Source organism: Wolbachia endosymbiont of Onchocerca volvulus str. Cameroon, assembly GCF_000530755.1.
Lineage (GTDB): Bacteria > Pseudomonadota > Alphaproteobacteria > Rickettsiales > Anaplasmataceae > Wolbachia.
Genome location: NZ_HG810405.1, coordinates 122,276 through 144,013 on the forward strand (window position 1 = coordinate 122,276; position 21,738 = coordinate 144,013).

Annotated in this window: 16 protein-coding genes; 10 read left to right on the top strand and 6 right to left on the bottom strand. The window is 33.1% G+C overall.

The features are described 5' to 3' along the window. Complete coding sequence (locus WOVOC_RS00490) at positions 1 to 699, top strand: inositol monophosphatase family protein (protein WP_025263979.1); 699 nt, start codon at positions 1 to 3, stop codon at positions 697 to 699. Here WOVOC_RS00490 and hemA read toward each other — a convergent pair. From hemA to htpG, 3 genes are all read right to left on the bottom strand, one after another. Then, the gene (gene hemA, locus WOVOC_RS00495) at positions 691 to 1,893 is read right to left on the bottom strand and encodes a 5-aminolevulinate synthase (RefSeq protein ID WP_025263980.1); all 1,203 of its coding nucleotides are present in this window, start codon (positions 1,891 to 1,893) and stop codon (positions 691 to 693) included. The two genes, WOVOC_RS00490 and hemA, sit on opposite strands and share 9 nt — an antisense overlap. A 69-nt stretch (positions 1,894 to 1,962) precedes the next feature. Next, positions 1,963 to 2,751: a TomO hydrophobic C-terminal domain-containing protein gene (locus WOVOC_RS00500; RefSeq protein WP_025263981.1), complete on the bottom strand. Its 789-nt coding sequence runs from the start codon at positions 2,749 to 2,751 to the stop codon at positions 1,963 to 1,965. Between the two features lie 1,298 nt (positions 2,752 to 4,049). Next, positions 4,050 to 5,948, bottom strand: coding sequence for a molecular chaperone HtpG (gene htpG / locus WOVOC_RS00505; RefSeq protein WP_025263982.1), 1,899 nt, complete (start codon positions 5,946 to 5,948; stop codon positions 4,050 to 4,052). Positions 5,949 to 7,334: 1,386 nt separating this feature from the next. On the opposite strand from htpG, the gene WOVOC_RS00510 reads away from it, so the two are divergent. From WOVOC_RS00510 to WOVOC_RS00520, 3 genes are all read left to right on the top strand, one after another. Next, a complete protein-coding gene (locus WOVOC_RS00510; protein ID WP_025263983.1) occupies positions 7,335 to 7,973 on the top strand; it encodes an HAD family hydrolase in 639 nt (212 codons plus the stop codon). Continuing rightward, on the top strand, positions 7,970 to 8,467 hold the full coding sequence (locus WOVOC_RS00515) for an RDD family protein (RefSeq protein ID WP_014868987.1): 498 nt from the start codon (positions 7,970 to 7,972) through the stop codon (positions 8,465 to 8,467). The genes WOVOC_RS00510 and WOVOC_RS00515 overlap by 4 nt, the downstream gene beginning before the upstream one ends. Before the next feature lie 187 nt (positions 8,468 to 8,654). Further along, the gene (locus WOVOC_RS00520) at positions 8,655 to 9,278 is read left to right on the top strand and encodes an SURF1 family protein (protein WP_025263984.1); all 624 of its coding nucleotides are present in this window, start codon (positions 8,655 to 8,657) and stop codon (positions 9,276 to 9,278) included. Positions 9,279 to 9,819: 541 nt separating this feature from the next. Here WOVOC_RS00520 and ftsH read toward each other — a convergent pair. The 3 genes from ftsH to WOVOC_RS00535 all read right to left on the bottom strand — a co-directional run bounded on the left by ftsH (position 9,820) and on the right by WOVOC_RS00535 (position 13,635). After that, on the bottom strand, positions 9,820 to 11,652 hold the full coding sequence (gene ftsH / locus WOVOC_RS00525; protein WP_014868989.1) for an ATP-dependent zinc metalloprotease FtsH: 1,833 nt from the start codon (positions 11,650 to 11,652) through the stop codon (positions 9,820 to 9,822). Between the two features lie 12 nt (positions 11,653 to 11,664). Beyond that, positions 11,665 to 12,960: a tRNA lysidine(34) synthetase TilS gene (tilS, locus tag WOVOC_RS00530; RefSeq protein WP_025263985.1), complete on the bottom strand. Its 1,296-nt coding sequence runs from the start codon at positions 12,958 to 12,960 to the stop codon at positions 11,665 to 11,667. Positions 12,961 to 13,155: 195 nt separating this feature from the next. Then, entirely contained in the window at positions 13,156 to 13,635 is a 480-nt protein-coding gene (locus WOVOC_RS00535; RefSeq protein WP_025263986.1) for an OmpA family protein, read from the bottom strand. Positions 13,636 to 13,911: 276 nt separating this feature from the next. On the opposite strand from WOVOC_RS00535, the gene WOVOC_RS00540 reads away from it, so the two are divergent. The 6 genes from WOVOC_RS00540 (at position 13,912) to WOVOC_RS00565 (ending at position 21,618) form a co-directional block, all read left to right on the top strand. Continuing rightward, the gene (locus WOVOC_RS00540; RefSeq protein WP_025263987.1) at positions 13,912 to 15,339 is read left to right on the top strand and encodes a gluzincin family metallopeptidase; all 1,428 of its coding nucleotides are present in this window, start codon (positions 13,912 to 13,914) and stop codon (positions 15,337 to 15,339) included. 21 nt (positions 15,340 to 15,360) lie between these two features. Continuing rightward, a complete protein-coding gene (locus tag WOVOC_RS00545; RefSeq protein WP_014868993.1) occupies positions 15,361 to 16,437 on the top strand; it encodes a rod shape-determining protein in 1,077 nt (358 codons plus the stop codon). Between the two features lie 269 nt (positions 16,438 to 16,706). Next, the gene (mnmA, locus tag WOVOC_RS00550) at positions 16,707 to 17,819 is read left to right on the top strand and encodes a tRNA 2-thiouridine(34) synthase MnmA (RefSeq protein ID WP_025263988.1); all 1,113 of its coding nucleotides are present in this window, start codon (positions 16,707 to 16,709) and stop codon (positions 17,817 to 17,819) included. Between the two features lie 579 nt (positions 17,820 to 18,398). Next, complete coding sequence (gene coxB / locus WOVOC_RS00555; RefSeq protein WP_014868995.1) at positions 18,399 to 19,163, top strand: cytochrome c oxidase subunit II; 765 nt, start codon at positions 18,399 to 18,401, stop codon at positions 19,161 to 19,163. A 15-nt stretch (positions 19,164 to 19,178) separates the two neighbouring features. Beyond that, positions 19,179 to 20,729: a cytochrome c oxidase subunit I gene (ctaD, locus tag WOVOC_RS00560; protein ID WP_025263989.1), complete on the top strand. Its 1,551-nt coding sequence runs from the start codon at positions 19,179 to 19,181 to the stop codon at positions 20,727 to 20,729. A 1-nt stretch (position 20,730) separates the two neighbouring features. Continuing rightward, the gene (locus tag WOVOC_RS00565; RefSeq protein ID WP_014868997.1) at positions 20,731 to 21,618 is read left to right on the top strand and encodes a heme o synthase; all 888 of its coding nucleotides are present in this window, start codon (positions 20,731 to 20,733) and stop codon (positions 21,616 to 21,618) included. The last annotated feature ends 120 nt before the right edge of the window (positions 21,619 to 21,738 follow it).

Genomic DNA, 21,738 nt, shown 5'->3' on the forward strand with positions numbered 1-21,738 from the left:
ATGCCTATTTCATCACCACGAATTAATATGATGCTTGATTCTGTGCGAGGTGCTTCTAAACAACTTATGCGCGATTTTAATGAGTTGCAAATTTCTAATGTTAAGTCAGACGACTTTATCAACAAAACTTACTCGAAATCCAAGCAAACTATATGCGGTTGCTTACACAATTATAGACAAGGTTATGGTTTTCTTTTTGAAGATGATCTTGATCAAGAGATAAAAGATGACACTTATACTTGGTTCATCATGCCCATAGAAAGCAAGGAAAATTTTTCTAGTTGTATGGTTTATTTTACAGTATCAGTTTGTCTAATTCATAAGAACAAAGTTGTGGCAGCTGTAGTTGATGTTCCTGCTCTTAGAGAAACTTTTTGGGCGGAAGAGAGAAAGGGTGCTTTTCTTGAAGACTCTAGATTTCGTCATATAAGGATGCGAGTGAAAAGTCGTAACGAAGGTTTGATAGATGTAAGTGGTAATTTATTAAGTAAGTTACTGCCTGATAACAGCAATGTGCGTTCCATTGGCTCAACAGTTTTAGGCTTTGCGTACCTTGCTGCAGGAAGACATAGAGGAATAGTTTATTCTGGAGTTAACAAATATAAAACCTTGCTTGGTAGACTTTTTCTTCAAGAAAGTGGCGGAAGGCTAGTAGAAGATAATGGGTTAATCATTGCAGGTAATATTGAACTAGCATAAGTAGGCTACAGGAATGGACAACTTCTCAAAAACTTTTACAAGAGACTCTGTTAAATGTTCCATCATTTCATCGGTATGATAAGGCGTAGGAGTAATACGGAAACGCTCAGTTCCTCTTGGAACTGTCGGATAATTTATGTGTTGAACATATATTCCATACTCATCAAATAGCAATCTTGATGCTCTTTTAGATAACTCTGGATCGCCAATTATTATTGGAATTATATGAGTTTTTGTTGGGATAAGATTAATTCTTGCATTTTTTAGTAAATTCTTTACTTTTTCAACAACTTGTTTTTGTTTTTCTCTTTCAATATTGCTCGATTTTAGATAATCAACGCTTGCTTTTGCTGCTGCTGCTAAAACAGGCGAAATAGCAGTGGTGAAAATAAATCCTGGAGCAGAACTTCTTATTACATCTACTAAGCTCTTTGAAGATGCTATATATCCGCCCATCACTCCAAAAGCTTTCGATAATGTGCCTTGAATAATGGTTACTCTATCCATCAGACCTTCTCTTTCTGCGATTCCGCCACCGTGCGAACCATACATACCAACTGCGTGTACCTCATCCAAGTAGGTAATTGCATTATATTCTTCTGCCAAATCACATATTTCTCTCAGTGGTGCTATATCACCATCCATTGAGTATATGGATTCAAATGCTATTATTTTTGGTATTTTTCTATCTACAGATTTTAACAACTGTTCTAAATGATTAATGTTATTATGTTTAAATATATATTTCGGTCTTTTCCCTGACTTTATGCCTTCTATCATTGAAGAGTGATTTTTCTCATCTGAAAAAAATACTACATCAGGAATAACGGATGATAAAGTGCTAAGTGTTGTCTGATTAGCAAGGTAGCCGCAAGCGAAAGTTAAAGCAGCCTTTTTATTGTGCAAGCAAGCTAAAGATTTCTCGAGTTCGACGACCTCTTTTGTTGTACCGGATATGTTTCTTGTTCCTCCTGCTCCAACTGATGAATTTTGGGTAGCAGCAATTACACTTTCATTTTGTGACATTCCTAAATAATTATTACTACACCAGACAATTACTTCTCTATTTCTTTCATAATCCATAACATAAGGAAACCTTCCAGGCAATGATGCAAAACGCATGAATTCACGGTAGCGCCCTTCCTCTTTTATATCTTTGATTTTATTTAAAAATATCCCTTCGTAGTCTACCAAGTTTTTATCTATTAATGGCTAATAAAATTATAATAAATTATTCAATGGTAGACTACTATATTTATTTATTTACGGTACAACGGTAGTTTTTTTCTTTATGTCAACCACTTCAATTTTACTGTTCTCGATTAAGCTTTTAGGCATGCAATAGTATATAATAGTTCCAATGGCGGCTAGACAGCAAGCTCCAGCTGCTATTCCCACTACTGACATTTCCAAGTGAACTGCAGTAGCTACTCCTAGAGCAACTCCAGCTGTTGTTAGTACGGAGGCAACTATAATATGCAGGTTGTTGTTTTTTGTATCTTGTAGAACAGTGTTATCCACTTGTTCAGATTTTTTGTTGGTTGCTGGAGAGTATTGATGATGCTGACCTTGGTGTAGGCGGTATTGGTGTTGGCTCTGTTTTTTAGGTTGTGGATCTTGCGGACTACTTCTTTTAGAAACAGAGACATTTTCGCCTTTGTCTATACTCTCAAAAGGGGAACCGCCGTTATCACTTAATACATCGACTGCACTAAAAGAACTGCTGCTATGACTCCGATCACTATTCGTAGAACTCTCTAGTGAATGTGATGATGAATCTAGTTGACTGCCTTTGCTTTCGAGCTCTAGCTCATTTTTCATTTGTGATGGTGTATGTTCAGTAAATTGACTAGGGACTTGCTTTTTTTTATTATCATTAACATCTGATGAGATGTCAATACATTCACTTTGAGACTTTTGTGTACTTGAAGAAGCTCCTTCGCTTTGAGGAACATCCATTTCTCCTGTAACTTGAGTCTCAAGAATTTCTTGTTGCTCTTGAGCATTAGGTGGTTTGCTACTATGATTTTTTTTCTTTTTGCTTTTACACATTTCGCCCCCTTGTAATTATTGCTAATAGGCTTCTGTATTGAAGCCTATTCATTATTTATAATATTTTTTCTGTTGTCCATAGTATTTTTTTAGCTGGTGGCTGATGGTCCTTTTGGATTTTATCTTTTTTATTGTTTGTTGACTGTTTGTCTTGAAAATATATAGGTTACTGATAGTACTCCTTTTGCCAAATGCGTCGATCATAAGCTTTTATTTATTACCTTTGAGATTTATTGACCTTTCGGTGGTTATCAATGACTTTCATTTTTTATTGTAAAATAATGTTGTTCTGTGTTTGAAGTGCCATTTAGGAAAAGATAGTAAAAGATGTAGTTAGAGTTCTAGTGGTTGTGTAATGAGGTACTGCAACTATAATGGATAGTACCTATTTTATGATAATGTTCTTTTACTATATAGAAGTTTATTCTAAAGTTAATTTGTTGTTGAAGTTACTTATTTTTAATAGCCTACCTACGTACTTAAAGTCCATAATGAGAACGTTATTGTTTGTCTGACAAGTAGTTGCTCTGATGGATATAGTTTTTTCTCTAAGAAGCTTTTTGTAAATTTTACCATCACGGTAGTTAAAAACTATTGGGGAACAGAAATTGCAACATAAACATATTATTCAGCTCTCTATCAAAAATAAAAAAAGACATAAGAAGTTGTAATAGCAAGAGCGATTTTCCATGCTGTGTATAGCCTGTACAATTAATTCTAAAATCTTTAGTTTCTAAAACTTTTTCTTTTTGGTGTACTTGTTTAGTATTTTATCAAGGATAGGCAACGAATCATAAAATGCATTACAAAATTAACATGCATTTTTTCACCTTTAGGTAAAAATTCAGAAATAGATATAGCAGTATTTACATCAGTTATCATGTCATAAAGGTTTTTAGTAACATGATGGAAGCTGTAATAATTCTTGTTTACACTAAATCCTATAATTCATACTTAGTTTAGGTCACTAACCATAACATCTTTTAAGTATCACTCTTAAAGTTGCTACATTAAAAAATCTCTAAAGTTTGGGAGTAACTGATATTCCTTAGCTTTAATCATCTAAAATTTCAGGCTCTTTATTTTCCTTTAATATTAGAACCCAGAAATGACGGCCTCAATTGTTTCTTGATTTTTGCTCTTCGTAAAATCTTAAATTTTTTCAATACTTAAGTCTTGGAAATTGCTTTTATTTTTGTTGCTGTTTTCCCTTTTGGGATTTTTTGTGACATGATCTAACTAGGTAAATAATCCTACGTCATATTTTTTTCTATTAAAATGACGCTAGTATATAATGCCTAAATAGGAATCTTGTCGAGTAAGTTGTTCAGTCTCTTAGCAAATAGGTTTGCATTGTCCATTTCTTCGCCTTCTACAATACAAGCTTGGTAGAATAATAAGTGAACCATGTCTTCTAATGTTTGGTTTTCACCGTTTTCAGCATAAGATTTCATTATATTTTTTATTACGGGATGTTTAGTGTTGATTTCAAGCACCTTTGGCGTGCGATAATTTAATTGTTTTTGTTCGCGCAAAAAACGCTCCATTCTAAGATCCATAGCACCCTCATCAATCGCTAAACACACAGGACTATCAGTTAGTTTTTTAGAAATTTTTACGCTTTTTACTGAATTACCAAGAACTTTGGTGAAATATTGTAATATAGAATCTGTATTCTCTTCGCTCTTTTTTTCATCTGATTTGTTTTCTTCATCTTTTTTTCTCGGGGAAAACTTGTCTAGGTCGACGTCAGCACGAGTTACAGACTTAAATTTTTGATCTTTATATTCATGAACTACACTAGTCCAGAAATCATCTACTGGATCAACAAACAGAAGAACCTCTAATCCTTTACTGACAAACCCTTCGAGTTGTGGACTGTATTTCACAGAATCCAAACTGTTTCCTGTAAGGTAGTAAAGATACTCTTGCTCAGGCTTCATTCTGCTTATATAGTTGTCAATGCTGACTAGCTTATCGTCACTAGTGCTATGGAATCTGCAAATTGAAAGCAGCGCTTCTCTTTCATCAATTGGCATAGCTTCACAAAGACCCTCTTTTAATACCGCACCAAAGTTAGTCCAAAATTTTGTATATTCCTCTAAATTTTCTTTTGCCTTCTTACCGAGTTCAGATATCACTCGTTTAGTGAGAGATTTTTTAATTTGCTCAACAACACGGTTATTCTGCAGCGTTTCTCTGCTAATGTTAAGAGGTAAATCTGGAGAGTCAATGATTCCTTTCAGGAACCGTAAATACTGTGGTATAATCTGTACATTATCTTCAGTAATAAATACTTTATTTACATATAGCTTTACAGAGCAACGTCTGTCTGGGTGGAATAAATCAAAAGGTTTGATAGAGGGAACATAAAGTAAATTTGTGTATTCTATTACTCCTTCATTTTTGTTATGTAATATCATCCAAGGCTCACCGCCAACATGCGCAACACTACGAAAGAGATCGTTGTGCTCCTCTTGAGTAACATCATTTTTCGGCTTAGTCCAAATTGCGGCCTTGCTATTTAATCTTTCACTTTTTCCTTCTTCATCTATGAACTCAACAGGAGAATTTATGTGGTCTGAGTAAGTAGTAACAACGTTTTTAATGCGAAACTTGTCCAAAAATTCGTTCTCTTCAGGACGTATAATTAGAGTAATTTTAGTTCCGCGGGTGATTTGATCATTCAATTTGCTGATTGAATATTTTCCATCTCCCTGAGATTTCCAGATCCAAGATTCCTCTTCTCCTGCTTTTCTAGATTCAACTATCACCTCTGAGGCAACCATGAAACTTGAATAAAAACCTACACCAAATTTTCCAATTAACTCTACAGTTTGACTTGAATCTTTGCTATTTTTGATAGCCTCCAGAAATTTTTGTGTACCAGAACTAGCAATTGTGCCAAGGTTATCTATTAAATCCTGCCGGTTCATTCCAATACCGTTATCGGCTATATATAACTCATTCTTATCTTTATTAGTACTAATAATAATTTTTAACTCATCACTTGAATCTAGTAAGTTAGGATCTAGTTGAGATTCATAGCGTAGTTTGTCACATGCGTCTGATGCATTTGATATCAGTTCACGTAGGAAAATTTCTTTATTAGTATAGAGGGAATGAATTACTATATTTAGTATTTTTTCTATTTCAGCATCGAATTTTAAATTTTCAGTTTCTTGTACATTATGCACTTTGAACTCCATTATTAGTCTATTACTTAATGATCTAAGTATTATACCATGATCTTTCAAGGTCACACGCACTAAAATTAATGTAGCTACTATATATATAATACTAGATAAATTAGATATCATAGTTGTGTAATCAAATCTTTTTTAAGACTGTTAAAAGCTAATTATTTTTCACAACCTGTGTTATTTACTTTCTTCCTTTTAAGAAGTGTCGATAAAGTGTTATATTGGTTCTTAAAATTTGTTACCTGCTTTAAACTTTCCTTATGCTTTAGTTTTGGCTAAAAACTTTATTAAAGTTGAATTGTCTTATTCTATCGATGCTCATTCTCTACGCTAATTTTCAAGCTGAGACTTTATAATTGTATAATTAAAAAAGCTTATTAAGTTGGACATCGTATTTTTCGCCATTAATATTTAAGTTAATTGCATGAGTAACATTTGGAGAAGTTGTATCTTGTACTACAAATTTTGCTTTGTTCTTATGATTATTGCATATCTTACTAAGATTAAGAGCTTTATCCTGGTAATTAAAAGCTTTTTCTAATTCTAAATTAAACTTTTTCTATTTGTTTTTGTGAAAAAACTCTGATCTATGTTTGTTTGTTGCATTTTATTGTTTAATGTACTTTTTTAGCTGCTTCTTTCATGTTGTTAGTATTCTCCGCATCTTTTTCATCTCATCAAAAAAGCCCTTCTTCTTTTTGATTTTCTTGTAATGCAATTTTATTCTTTTCATTTTGTTGTTCTCAAGCTCTCTTACTTATTATTAAATTTCTCTTTTTTGAGATTCTTACCTGTCTAATGAAAAACTAACATCATGCTTTAATAGGTTTTTTATCAGTTTACATAGAAGTTTCAGAAATCTTTTTTTTGTTCATTTTACCCAAATTGTTCATCTTCTACAGCAGTTTTTAAGATTACTGGCTACTTCTTGAAACTCTGGATCATATTCGCAATCCTTCAATATTCGAGTTGTTGCGTGTCTGTTTGTGTAGAAGTTTAGTGGTTTGTGTTGTTTACCTGATTTCTTACGATAACTTATCATTGCTACTAAATCTACTTTTCTTATTTATAGCAGTATAGAGTTCTTGTTTCTTTTGTAAGGTAATTAACCTTATTTTCTAATAAAGCATCTTCTGAAAATACTAAAAAGTGTGTCTTGAATTTTGTTTTAATATCTTTTTGAGATGTATTCTTTAACTTTAGCCATGCTTTATTTTCTTAATAAAGAGTATAAAACCCAGTGTATTAGTTCATCGTGTAGAAATGATTAACATGGCTTGCAATAAATAGTGTTTCTTAGGCTCATCAAAAGCGTCCCATTTATATTTTTTTATCAAAATGTTATTTACTTGTTAACCTAAAGTGCGTAACAATGTAGAAATGAAAAACAGCTCATTAGCAGTAGTATTCGACTGGGATAATACCTTAGTTGATACCCAAGACAATATTTCTAGTGCCGTTAAGCATAACTTAGACTCAATGGAGTGTAGTAATAAAGCCGCTGATAGAAATTTTCATGAATTGATAAGGAACTATATGATCAATTTGTTTGATAACCAGTGGGAAAAAGTAAATCAGATACGTCAAAGATACTTAAACAATGTACTATTGCAAAATATTACCCTGAACCAGGGAGTAGGGGAAATGCTTCAGAAGTTGAAAAGCCACAATATTTATCTAGCAATAGTTAGTAATAAGAAGAATATTAATTTACGTAAAGAAGTTGCCTATTTAAAATTAGACTCTTACTTTGAAAGAGTAGTGGGTTCATGTGATACTGCAGAGGATAAACCATCTGCAATCCCATTGCTATTTGCATTGAAAGAGAGTATTTTGCCCATAAGTAGAGAAAATGTATTTTTTGTTGGTGATAGCATCACAGATATTTTGTGTGCACAAAACGCTAATTGTTCACCAATTATATATGGCCAATCAATAAGTGGCTACGAAGATTTGTTGTGTTTTCAACATTTTGATAAACTTACAGACTTCATAATAAAGTATTTAAAAGATAGATGATGAACTCTGTTATAGAGATTGCCAGTATACAAAGGCGCTTTTGCGCGTATTTATTAGATGTAGTAATTTTACTAATTCCAACCTTATTGATTGTCCTTTTACTAAAGGATTTTCCGTTAATTCTATATTTACTGTATATATGTATGAACTGCAGTTATTTCACATATTTTATATCTTCAGCAACTCAAGCAACTCCTGGTCAGCAGTTAATGAACATACATACCATTAGTTTAGATGGTTCTAAAATAGATTTGAGTTTAGCATTTGATAAAAGTGTCTCTCAGTTTTTTCTTCCTCTATTGAACAACATAATAATTATTCTCATCGATCTTTTTCAAGCTCAGGAAGCGTTAGTAAAAGCCTTAAACTTACTGGAAGTAATTATAATACTGCTTACTTTTTGCTGGTATTTTATAGCTTGCTTCTCTAAGAAGAAGCAGACATGTCATGATATGCTATTTGGTACAATTGTTGTGAAAGGAACTATTAAATGAATTGGTATGACCTCTTTCTATTATTATAGAAATAATATCAGTAAAGTAAATTAAAGAAGGATTTTATTGGCTTAATCTTACTAAAAGAACTATTGAAAAAATGGGGAAGAATACTTGCATTGAATTGAAGAGCAGACTAACCTTATTGAGCTTATAGTTGAGAACTACCTAAAGATATAAGTTTAAAATGTTTAAAAAAATAGTATTTACTTTAACTATACCATGTTTACTTCTTTTTTCATTAGGGTTATGGCAATTATTTAGGTTGTACTGGAAAAGTAACATTATCAAAAATATGAATCTTCCAGTTGTTCATCTATTGTTCAGTGAAAATCTTACAAAATTTAACTATAGACATATTGAGATTGATGGAGTTTTAAGTGATATAGATCTATATGTTTTTGCAGGGCAACGCAGCTATCACGTGCTATCTCCTATGTTGCTTACTACTGGACATTATATGTTAGTGAATAAAGGGATGATCAATGAAAGAAAAAAGGAAAAAACAAAAATCGAAAAAGTAACTGTAAGTGGGGTTTTATATTGTGATAGCAGTAAAAGCAAAAGTTGGTTAATCAAAAATGATACTGCTTTGAACATTTGGTTTACCTTAAATACGGAAGAAATCTCCAATGAACTTGGCATTAAACTAGAGAAGTGTATGCTATGGCAAAAAGGTTTTGGCGATAAATTAACAATACAGCCAATAAAACATTTAGAATATGCAGTAACTTGGTTTGTACTTTTCTTGGTTTGGTTGATTATATGTATAGTTTATTATGGACAGAGTAAATGTTATCTGAATAATTGATACATGTGTACATGTATTGCGATTTACAGGTTATTTATGGATAAGTGGCTATTATCTAATTTGTATTGGAAAAGGCAAAAAAGCCTAACATAGTATATAGATAGTTATTTACTTTCTGATCCTGCAGAATGGAGTGTTTTCTACTGTCTTTGAATGACTTATAAGCTCATTTTTAATTTGTGTAGGTGTAAAAACTTAAAAATTTTTTGAAGACACATGAGGTACGCATAGTGCAAAAATTGAACATAAGATGCCTAACTATATAATATTACTTTTGTCGTTTGGTCTACACGAGAATTAAAAATAGCTAAACAACTCTATTATGGGAGGGGAGTTGGCAAAGTTTATCAAGTAAAGTAGTTTTTAGTTTATTTGCCTGTTTTTAAATTGAAATGGTCATGTAATTGTGAAAAATGGCAGGAATGATCAATAAATATCTAAATTTATTAAAAAAACTTTACTATTATTCAACTAAAATTTGAGAATTTCAATATTTTATCTGTACTAGGTAGAACTAAGTTTATTAGTACTATTGCTTTTTTTATAGAGAAGATTTTCTTACTTTTTCCTTGCTTCCGTTTTCGTTTTTAACGATCTTTTTTCCATTTAGTATATCTTTGATTTCATCTCCAGTTAAAGTCTCAAACTCTAGCATGTTTTCAGCAATAAGTTCCAGGTCTTTATGGTATTTGGTTAAGATATCTTTTGCCTTTTCATAACATAAAGATACAATTCTTTTTACTTCTTCATCTATAAGCTTCAGGGTATCTTCGGAAATTATATCGGAACCATATACATTATTTTGTTCACGGTTGTGATATATGGGTCCTATTTTATCACTCATTCCCCATTTTGTTACCATAGCACGTGACAAATCAGATGCTTGTTTTATATCTGAAGATGCACCGCTTGTGACTTTGTCATAGCCAAAGACCAGCTCTTCTGCCACTCTTCCACCCATAGCAACGGTAATATCTGCTATCATCTTTTCTCTTGTATGAGATACTCTATCTGTTTCTGGTAGTCTCATAACCAAACCTAAGGCTCTACCTCTTGGAATAATAGTTGCTTTGTGTATCGGATCAGATGCAGCCATGTTAACGGCAATTATTACATGACCAGCTTCGTGGTACGCAGTAAGCTTTCTCTCCTCTTCTGTCATAACTAAGGATCGCCTCTCCACGCCCATCATTACTTTATCACGTGCATATTCAAAATCATCCATGGTAACAATTTTCTTATTTCTTCTTGCAGCAATAAGCGCAGATTCGTTTACTAAATTTGCCAAATCAGCTCCTGAAAAACCAGGTGTTCCCCTTGCAACTGTTTTTACATTTACATCTGGTGCTGTTGATATCTTTTTTATATGAGTATTTAATATTTTTTCACGCCCATTTATATCAGGTAAAGAAATAGTAATCTGCCGGTCAAAACGACCAGGTCTAAGTAATGCTGGGTCTAAAACGTCAGGACGATTAGTTGCAGCAACTATTATCACACCTTCGTTGGATTCAAAACCATCCATTTCAACTAACAGCTGATTTAATGTTTGTTCTCTTTCATCATTGCCACCGCCAAGGCCAATACCACGATGTCTGCCTACTGCATCTATTTCATCTATAAAGATTATACAAGGAGCATTTTTTTTTCCTTGATCAAACATGTCACGGACACGGCTTGCGCCGACGCCAACGAACATTTCAACAAAGTCAGATCCGGAAATACTAAAGAATGGTACATTAGCTTCACCTGCAATTGCACGAGCGAGTAAAGTTTTACCGGTTCCAGGGGAACCAATTAAAAGGCAACCTTTTGGTATTTTCCCACCTAATACCTGAAATTTTTGCCTTTGTTTAAGGAAATCAACAATTTCTACTAGCTCTTCTTTTGCTTCATCAATTCCAGCAACATCGTCAAATGTCACTTTTTTTCCGCTAGTCATAAGCCTAGCTTTTGATTTGCCAAAGCTTATGGTTCTGTTACCTCCTGCTTGTGTTTGTTTTAAAAGGAAGAGTAGTAACCCGATAAAGATAAATGTTGGAATCCATTGAATGAGTAATCCACCAATGATACTCATTGCAGAATCTCCAGTTGAAAAGGAGAATTTCACTTTTCTATCATGCAAGCTTTTTATTAGATCACTGTATATAATACTACTTGAATTAAAGCTTAATCCATCTTTGAACTTACCTTCAATGCTCTGGTTTTTTATGATAACATTTTCTATGTCATTGTCTTCTAGTCTGATTAAAAATTCTGAAAAAGGTATAGTTATTTTATTTTTACTTATATTTCCACTGAATTGGATATAGGCAACCGAGACAAGTACAACTATTACTAACCAAATCAATAAGCCTTCTAGAAACTTTTTCATTATTATTTTTAACTAGACATCAATTAAGCTTACCAGATTTTGTTTTATTATACTATTAACAATGAATTGAATCTTACCGTTATTAACATTTTCTTCATCATAATTTATATAGGGATAAGCAATTACCTTTCCATCTTTTTGTATCACGGGTAAGGAATAAAAAACTTCAAAGCAGCAATTATAATTCTTTAAAAATTTAGGAATCTTTTGTGTTTTCTTTAGTGGGGTAATAGTTACTGAACACTCCTGATTTTTAAGTATCGTGCAGCTAAATCTATTATCCCATTTAATGGAGCCATTTAATGGCAGATTTACAGATACTTCTTGTATCCTTGATGATTCTCTGATTATCAATATGTTTTCTCTATATTTCTTTATTTTACATTCGGAAAGCATACAATGAACATCAGTGTCTTTTTGCAATATTTTATTAAATATTGCTATAAGACTGTTGTATCTTGGTTTATAATATTTGTTACTGAGTGCCATTATGGAGTAAAGAAGAAGTCTTAGAGCTATTTCCTCTGGCAATTTATAAAATTCACTTAGTCTGATTTCAATATACCCGAGATTGTGAATATTAACACAGTCATTAAACGCAAGGCGAGTGTAATAAATCAGCGCTTTTACAGCTCTTTTTATATGAAAAGTAGTGAGACATATTCGCTCTGTTAAAATCTTCTGGTTATCACTTGCTTTAAGCAAGTTACGATATAATGTACGCCTGTATGTCAAACTCTGATTGCTTTTATCTTCAATCCATCTTAACTGATGGAGGTTTGCGTATCTCTCTACTTCGCTACGGCTAAAATTTAAAAGTGGTCTCAATATGTGAATGCCATTAAAAGAAGATTTCCAATCCATGGATGATAACCCATCTATACCGCTACCGCGTTCAAGTCTGAGTAAGAATGTTTCTGCTTGATCATCTTTGTGGTGAGCAATAAGAAGGTATTTAATACCGTGATTTTTACACCATTCTGTTAACAGCTTGTATCGTGCTTTTCGTGCTTGTAACTGGATGTTACCTTTGATGCTTTGATTTTCCCATTTCAATATAAATGACTCCTTTACTCCAAGTTTTTTTGTGTAATTTAGAACAAACTCTGCTTCTTCCTTAGACCCTGGACGTAACCCATGGTTTACTGTTAATGCTACAGGGAGTGAATACTGTCTTTTTTTTGTCCAACTAACCATTAAATGTAACAAACTTACACTGTCAACACCACCTGATACTGCAACTGCAATTTTGTTATCATCGATAATAAAACTTTTAATTACATTTTGAAATAATGACTCTAATTCCACTAATTTCATTTGTATTTCTTGCATGATTTATTTTGTTAAGTCAATTGTGCAGTAAATAAGACTTACTGGATTCTAACAACCATGCTAATATGTTCCTTTGTGTAATTCTTCCTTTTTTTTAGGACTACTGAGTTTCTCTTGCTCTATTGTAATCCCAGTCCTCAATACTGGGATCTAGCTTTTAAGGCAAGAAAACTATTTCTTTGCTTCAGAAAATAAAAATTCTACCCTACGATTCTTAGCGTGCTGTTTTTCATACTTAGAATTCTTAGAGTTATCTTGTACATACACTAAAGGCTCAGCTTCACCTCTAGAGACGGTTTTTATTCTACCTTCTAAGTGAGGTGCACAGCTAACCATGAACTTTTTAGCTGCGTTTGCTCTTCTTTCACCTAATGCAATGTTGTATTCATAGGAACCACGATTATCAGTATGACCAATTGCAGTAACCTTCATATCAGGATTATTTTGTAATACTTCTATTATATCAAGCAGGGCATCTGCGCCTGCTTCAATAATATTAGATTTATCGTAATCAAAGAAAACTCTTTTTTCACTCATCTGTTTAGTAACAAAATTCATTCTGTTTATTGCAGTTGCTTCTTTCTTATTGCAAGAGCTTGCGCCAGTAAGTAGCAAACAAAAAGAACATATTATAACCAATCTATTCCACATTGCTAAACCTCCATAAATTTTTAAATAATGCGTGGCTTTAAATTTTACTAATTGATGATCTCTCTATATTGTAATATAGTCAAGAAAAATAAAACACTAAATATTTTTCTATAATCTTGCAGTAATTCTCTAATAAGAAGATGCTGGATTTGATAGAAGAATCTAGTAAAGGCATGGTATACGCGATTTTTTGTTGTACTTTGAGTAAATATGCTTTTAACTTTATTGTTAATCTATTACGATGTTAAACAGATTTTTTCTAAAAGATGAACAAATATGAAATATTGTAAGTTCTTAGAGGAAGTATTGTATAGGGTAGGGAATATCGAGAATACACTAAAAGTGCTAAGTCAAAGTCAATTGAATGTAGAAGATAAAATTGAACAAATGGGTCTCCTAGAAGAAATTAGACATGAAATTATTTCTCACGGCATAATAAAAGAGTTATTAATAAAAGCAGGTGCTTTTGATAGTGAAAAGAGTGCTAACAATTGGCAACTGAAGTTAGTAGAAAGAATGCATAAAAATAGCGGTGCTATCTCCATTGATTTAGTGAGGTCCTTATCCAAGGCTAAAGTTGAGTGCCAGAGTTTATGGAGGCTATCTAGATATGAAACTGGTAACTTAGGAAAATTAAAAAAATGCTTTGCTGATTTAATTAGACTCATTCGTGAAGTAGCTTCTATAAAGTCGCAGCAGTTAAAGTGTTTGAAATATGATTCATTACTTGCTGACTATGATTTTGATATTACAGAGAGGAATATAAGGGAAATATTTCCTAAAGTAGGCAAGTTTTTTAGCAAAAATGTAGACAAAATAATTGAAAAGCAGAAGAGAGATAAAATTATTAATATACATAAAGTTGCTGCTCGGAAGCAAATTGAACTTGGTTCATTATGTTTACAGCAAATGGGTGGTACATTATGCCATACCTCTTATTATGGTCCTATAGATTATAACGAATCTGATTTTTGTTGCGGTTTGTTTTTACTTTTACGATATAGCGGTTATGAAATTTATCAAAAGTGTTTAGCACAAAATTCTGTAAATAACTTTATTGCCAAGCATGTTATATATGAAACTCAAGGGTTATTTATGGAGAGAATGATTGGAACATCTAGAGAATTTATTGAGTTTATTCAACCATACGTAAAAGAAAAATTTGCTATAAGAGGTAAAATTAATGCAAAAGCCAGTAGCATTGAGAATTTATATTTGATTTTCAATAAAATAAATCTTTCTTCCTCTTTAAAAAATGCAGATGAATTTAGTCTGTTAGCTCACATTATGCTAAGAACTAAATTAGAACAGAATATGATAAATGGTACGTTAGAGGTAGAAGATCTGCATGATGCATGGTTAGAAGGCATGAAGCACTATAAAATTCCGGTAGAAGCTGAAAATGAACTAGATACTTATTTTCAAGATGAATGTTGGGCAAGTGGAATTATGGGATATTTCCCTATTAAAGTTATGGCTTTAATTGCTGCTGCACAGATTTTTTCTTTTATTAAAAAAAATCATTATGAAATTCTAGGTGCTATAATAAAGGGGGATTTTAGTTTACTCATTAAGTGGTTATCTAAAAATATGTACAGTAGAAAGTATAGTTCTTCAGATCTACTAAAAAAAATAACAGGTAAGTGGTTAGATGTTGAATGTTGTACTAGCTACTTGTCTGAAAAGTATAATTTACCTCAATAATAATGGTTTTTTGAATTTTATATGAAACTTTTTCAGAAATTGACCAGAGAGTTTTGTAATCTTTTCACTTTCAAAGGGTTATTTGCTAGCGATATTGCTATAGATCTTGGTACTGCAAATACTGTAGTTTATCAAAAAAATCAAGGGATAGTAATTGATGAGCCTTCAGTTGTGGCAAGAATAAAGGAAAAGGGAAGTTATGTTCCTTATGCCTTTGGTAAGAAGGCTAAGATGATGTTAGGAAAAACTCCGGGGGAAATAGAGGCAATCAGGCCATTAAAAGATGGCGTCATTGCTGACTTTAGAAGTGCAGAAGAAATGCTAAAGTATTTCATACGTAGTGCAAATACAAAACTTACTGTTAATAAGCCTGACATTATAATATGTGTTCCATCTGGATCAACTCCAGTTGAAAGGCGTGCTATACAGGATACAGCAGAGAGTGCAGGTGCAAATGAAGTGTTTTTAATTGAAGAGCCAATGGCTGCAGCAATTGGAGCTGGTCTTCCAGTTACTGAGCCTGAAGGTTCTATGGTTGTTGACATAGGGGGTGGTACAACTGAAGTTGCAATTATTTCTTTAGGTGGGATTGTTTATTCGCGTTCTGCCAGAGTGGGTGGTGATATTATGGATGAAGCAATAAAGTCATACATTCGTGAAAATCATAAGTTGTTGATTGGTGAAACAACAGCTGAAAAAATTAAGAAAAGCGTAGGTTCAGCTAGTTTACCGAGTGAAAATAATAAAGAGGGAATGATGGTAAAAGGCAGAGATTTAGTGAGCGGTATGCCAAAAGAGGTGCTTTTATCAGAATATCAGGTTGCAGAAAGTTTAACAGAATCTGTACATCAAATAATCTCTGCCATTAGAACAGCATTAGAGAGTACTCCTCCTGAGCTTTCTTCTGATATAGTTGATAAGGGGATAGTTTTATCTGGTGGTGGCGGGTTATTACGCAATTTAGGTAAAGTTATTAGTCAAATAACGAAACTGCCAGTACGTGTTGCAGATGATCCGCTTTGCTGTGTTGCCCTAGGTAGCGGTAAAGTACTCGAAAACATGGATTATTTCAGTCATGTTTTGTTTAAACAAGATTGATATTTGATATTGGTTGTCGGCATTTTTTAATTTTAAGGTTCTTAAGAAATATTTCTCGTTGTAAAGCTATATATAAATTGCACTAATTTTTTCAATTTTCATGTTGTTCTATATTATATCTATAGCTAAAATGTCTAGATTTACTTACAATTCAATAAGCATAAAACTTGTAGTTTTGCTTATTGCTTGTTAGTAAAGTCCATGCTGGGAACTAGGTGATATAGGAAAATTTGATCTATGTTAGCTATATTTAGTGAATTTAGGTAGCTGTGCTAAAGGAATTTAAGATTGAGCCTTTGTTAAGAGGTAAAGTTCCACAGCAAATTAAAGCTGTGATTGCAATGTCTGGTGGAGTTGATAGCTCTGTTGTTGCAGTGTTGCTACATCATCTTGGATACCAAGTGATAGGCATAACTCTTCGTCTATATGGTGGTGATGGTAATGTAAGAAAAGGTGCGTGCTGTGCTGGACAAGATATTTATGATGCAAAAAGTGTAGCTGAAAGCACTGGCTTTCCTCATTATATTTTAAACTACGAAGAAACATTTAGGGAAGAAGTAATAGAAGATTTTGTAAATACCTATATGCATGGAGAAACTCCTATACCATGTGTAAAGTGTAATCAAACAGTGAAATTTCGTGATCTATTACGGGTTGCAAAAAATCTTGGTGCGGATGTGTTAGTTACAGGACATTATGTGAGAAGAATAGAAAAAGATGGCAAAATAATGTTATATAAAAGCATTGATAAAAGTAAAGACCAAAGTTATTTTCTATTTGCTACGACAGAAGAGCAACTGAAGCTTTTGAGATTTCCTCTTGGTGGATTCTATAAATGTGATGTAAGAAAATTAGCGAAGTATTTTGGTTTACGAATTTCTGAAAAGCCAGATAGTCAAGATATATGCTTCGTTTCCAAAAGCTATAGCAAAACTATAGCTAAGTTAGCTCCACAGTCTATGCAAAAAGGCAAGATTATGGATGTAAATGGGAAAGTACTAGGGGAACATAATGGTATAGTGAATTTCACAGTTGGTCAAAGAAAAGGCTTGGGTGTTTCATACAATGAACCTCTTTATGTGATAAAAATTAATACGGAAGGTAATGAAGTTGTAGTGGGCCCGGTTGACGCACTAATACAAAGAAAAGTATTGATTAAGGAGTTAAATTGGTTAGAACAGCCAAGGAAGGGTATGAAAGTAACTGTGAAACTTAGATCGTCACATGCGGGAAGTTTAGCAGCGATATATCCAATTGAAGAACAGAATAAAGCTTGTGTCATTTTAAACAATGATTACTTTGGTATTAGTCCAGGTCAAGCTTGTGTAGTATATAAAAATGAACAAGTTATCGGTGGTGGATGGATATGCTCCCTTATCTAAAAGATTTTATGGTACTAGAGGTGTTCACAGACTAGTAAAATTGAGTAAAATTTCTTTTACCATAACCTTAGTTACAGCAAGATATGTAAAATTTTCAGTGGATGTTGTGACAAAATCTTATTTCTATTGATAGAAGCTTTCTGTTTCTGTTGATCCAAGCAGAAGGCTTTTCTGCAATTTGCCTTCTTAGCTGTTTTTTTAAATCTTTGCTTTATTGTTGATAGCAACTTAGGTAGTGTATCTCTGTGTATCTAAAGTCTACTATGCTTTTTTCTTGCCTTTTACTTTTCTACTCTCATCGTAGCCTTTAGCTTTTCTGCTGTTTTAACAGATTGACTTTTACTTATACGAGGGTTGAATATTCATTTTTTCCTGTTTTCTTTTAAATTATGTTTAAAAATTCATAATTTAATTTTTCAAGGATTTCTGCTTTTTCATTCCTAAAATTATTAATCTATTACTTTAAAAGGTAAATACTCAGCTTTAAATATCATTATGATATTTTACTTAAAATAAATCTATGTTTGCATAGTAGGTTTGTGTGCACTATTATTATAGCTAGTTTTATGGTAAACAAGTATGGCAAAGTTATTTGCATTATTGGTAATATTTTACTCGAATATATCAATTGCTTCTGTTCCTACTTCTTGGCAATTTGGGTTTCCTGCACCTGCGACTGAGATAATGGAGATTGTAGTTAAGTCGCATTCGTTTGTAATGAGTATAATGGTGGGAATAATGCTTTTTGTATGGGCGCTGCTTGTTTATGTAATATTTCGCTTTCGCAAAAGCAAAATAACAAATATAAGTCGAACGAATCATAACATCATTTTAGAAATTATCTGGTTTGTTATACCAACGATTATTGTTGGTGTATTGGCTTTTAAAAATGCCCAATTAGTTAAACTGCAAGAAAAGGTACCAAAGTCTGATATGACACTAAAAGTTATTGGCCACCAGTGGTATTGGAACTATCAGTATCCAGAACATCAAGGTATATCATTTGATAGCTACATTAAGGGAACAGATGATTTTACCGAAGAAGATTTGAGGTTATTTTCTGTTGATAATAATGTTGTTTTACCTATTAGTACTAATATTCGTTTACAGGTTACTGCAGGAGATGTAATACATAGTTGGGGAGTACCAGCTTTCGGTGTAAAAATTGATGCAATACCAGGTAGACTAAATGAGGCGTGGTTCAATATCAAAAAACCTGGTGTTTACTATGGTCAATGTTATGAGTTGTGCGGTCAAGGTCATGGTTTTATGCCAATTGTTGTTAAGGCAGTGAGTAAGGAAGATTTTAATGAGTGGATTGAAAGTAAAAAATTAGTAAGTTAGGTTTGGAGTATAGGTATGAGTGATATATCAAAGGGTGTAAGACGTTGGTTACTTTCTACTAATCACAAAGATATAGGTACATTATACATTGTTTTTTCTATATTAGCTGGAATCATTGGTGGATTGTTGTCAATAGCTATTCGTACTCAGCTAATGCATATTAATATATTAAATAGTAACTACCAATTATATAACGTAATAGTTACAGGACATGCAGTAATAATGGTATTTTTTATGATAATGCCAGCTCTGATGGGAGGATTTGGTAATTGGTTTGTACCTCTTATGATTGGTTCACCAGATATGGCATTTCCTCGTATGAATAATTTAAGCTTTTGGTTATTAGTGTCGTCTTTTATTCTACTTATTCTTTCGGTGTTTGCTGGTGAAGGCCCTGGAACAGGATGGACTTTATACCCACCTTTGTCGCAAATCATGTTCCACCCAGGTGCAGGGGTTGACCTTGCTATATTTGCACTTCATGTCGCTGGTATCTCCTCAATTGTTGGAGCAATCAACTTTATAGTTACTATATTCAATATGCGTGCAAAAGGCATGTCATTAACCAAGATGCCACTATTTGTTTGGTCTATTTTATTGACGTCGTTTATGTTAATTATTGCTTTACCTGTACTTGCTGGTGCTATAACTATGCTACTTGCTGATCGTAATATTGGCACTTCCTTTTTTGATCCTGCTGGTGGTGGTGATCCTGTATTATTTCAACATCTATTTTGGTTTTTTGGTCATCCAGAAGTTTATATCATTATTTTTCCTGCATTTGGCATCATAAGCCAAGTTGTGTCAACTTTTTCTCGTAGACCAGTGTTTGGTTATATGGGGATGGTTTATGCTATGATAGGTATAGCAACGTTTGGCTTTATAGTCTGGGCTCACCATATGTTCACTGTTGGACTTAGTGAAGATGCTATTATATTTTTTAGTACTGGCACAATTTTCATTGGTGTTATCACTGGTGTCAAAGTCTTTAGTTGGATTGCAACTATGTGGGGTGGAGCAGTTGAGTTTAAAACTCCTATGCTGTTTGCACTAGGTTTTATTTTCATGTTTATTATCGGTGGTGTAACTGGGGTAATTTCATCTCAAGGTGGAGTGGATAGATTATTACACGACACATATTATATTGTTGCTCACTTCCATTATGTTATGTCGATAGCTGTATTGTTTGGAGCCTTTGCTGGCTTTTATTATTGGATAGGTAAAATGTCTGGTAAGCAGTATAATGAATGCCTAGGAAAAATACACTTTTGGTTTACTTTTATTAGTACTAATATCACGTTTTTGCCTCAGCATTTCTTAGGGTTAGCTGGTATGCCAAGGCGTATACCTGATTATCCTGATGCATTTATTTTTTGGAATTATGTATCCTCAGTTGGTTCATATATGTCCTTTATTTCAGTTATACTTTTTGTGTTTATAGTTATGCATCTATTCAAATGGGGTAAAAAAGTTGGAGATAACCCTTGGGGAGGTGACACCTTAGAGTGGACAGTATCTTCACCGCCACCTTTTCACACTTTTGAAAAACCACCAGTAATAAAATAGGATGCATACAAGTACTTTGTTAAATGTTGAATCAACAATACTGGATTTTTGGCGCTTGCTGAAGCCAAGGATAATATACCTTGTAGTATTTACTGCAGTTGCTGGAATGGTTGCTGCACCAGGTAATATACATCCTTTTCTTGCGCTAATATCTATTATATGTATTGCCCTTGGCTCAGGATCTGCAGGTGCCATAAATATGTGGTATGATAGGGACATAGATCTGCTTATGAAAAGGACACAAGATCGTCCTATACCTTCAGGTAGAGTCTCTGCGGAAAGTGCTCTTGAATTTGGTATAATTCTTGGAGTATTGTCAGTATTTATTATGGCAATAGCAGTGAATTATATTTCTGCTGCTTTACTTGCAATTGGCATATTGTTTTACGTTTTTATATATACGATTTGGCTTAAAAGACGCACTCCACAAAATATCGTTGTCGGTGGTGTATCAGGTGCTTTCCCCCCAATGATTGGTTGGGCAGCTGTAACTAACTCTGTAAGTTGGGAAAGTTTTATATTATTTTTGATAATCTTCATGTGGACTCCACCACATTTTTGGGCTCTATCTCTGAATAAATCTGAGGAATATGTGAAAGTGTCAATCCCAATGTTTAATATTGTTTACGGCTCAGAGAAAACAAGAAAACGTATATTGATCTATAGTATATTGTTAGTATTAACCAGCTTACTTCCATCATTATTTTTGAAAAAGGTTTTACTTTACCTAACTATAGCAATTCTTGAGGGTTGTGTTTTTATTTGGTATGCTATATCTATTATTAGATTTAAAAGTCATAGCTCACAGAGAAAAATGTTTTCTTATTCGATTTCTTACCTATTTTCTCTGTTTGCTAGTATTATTTTTTGTTCCGTTGATTGGTTTTAGCTATGAAGGAACAGCAGAAACACAAAAACTACTTTTTACTTTCTCTCCTGGTAGTGCTCATTGTTGTGCTTTTTTTTGTTTCTATAATAAAATTTAAAGGTACAGCTTAAATTACCTTGT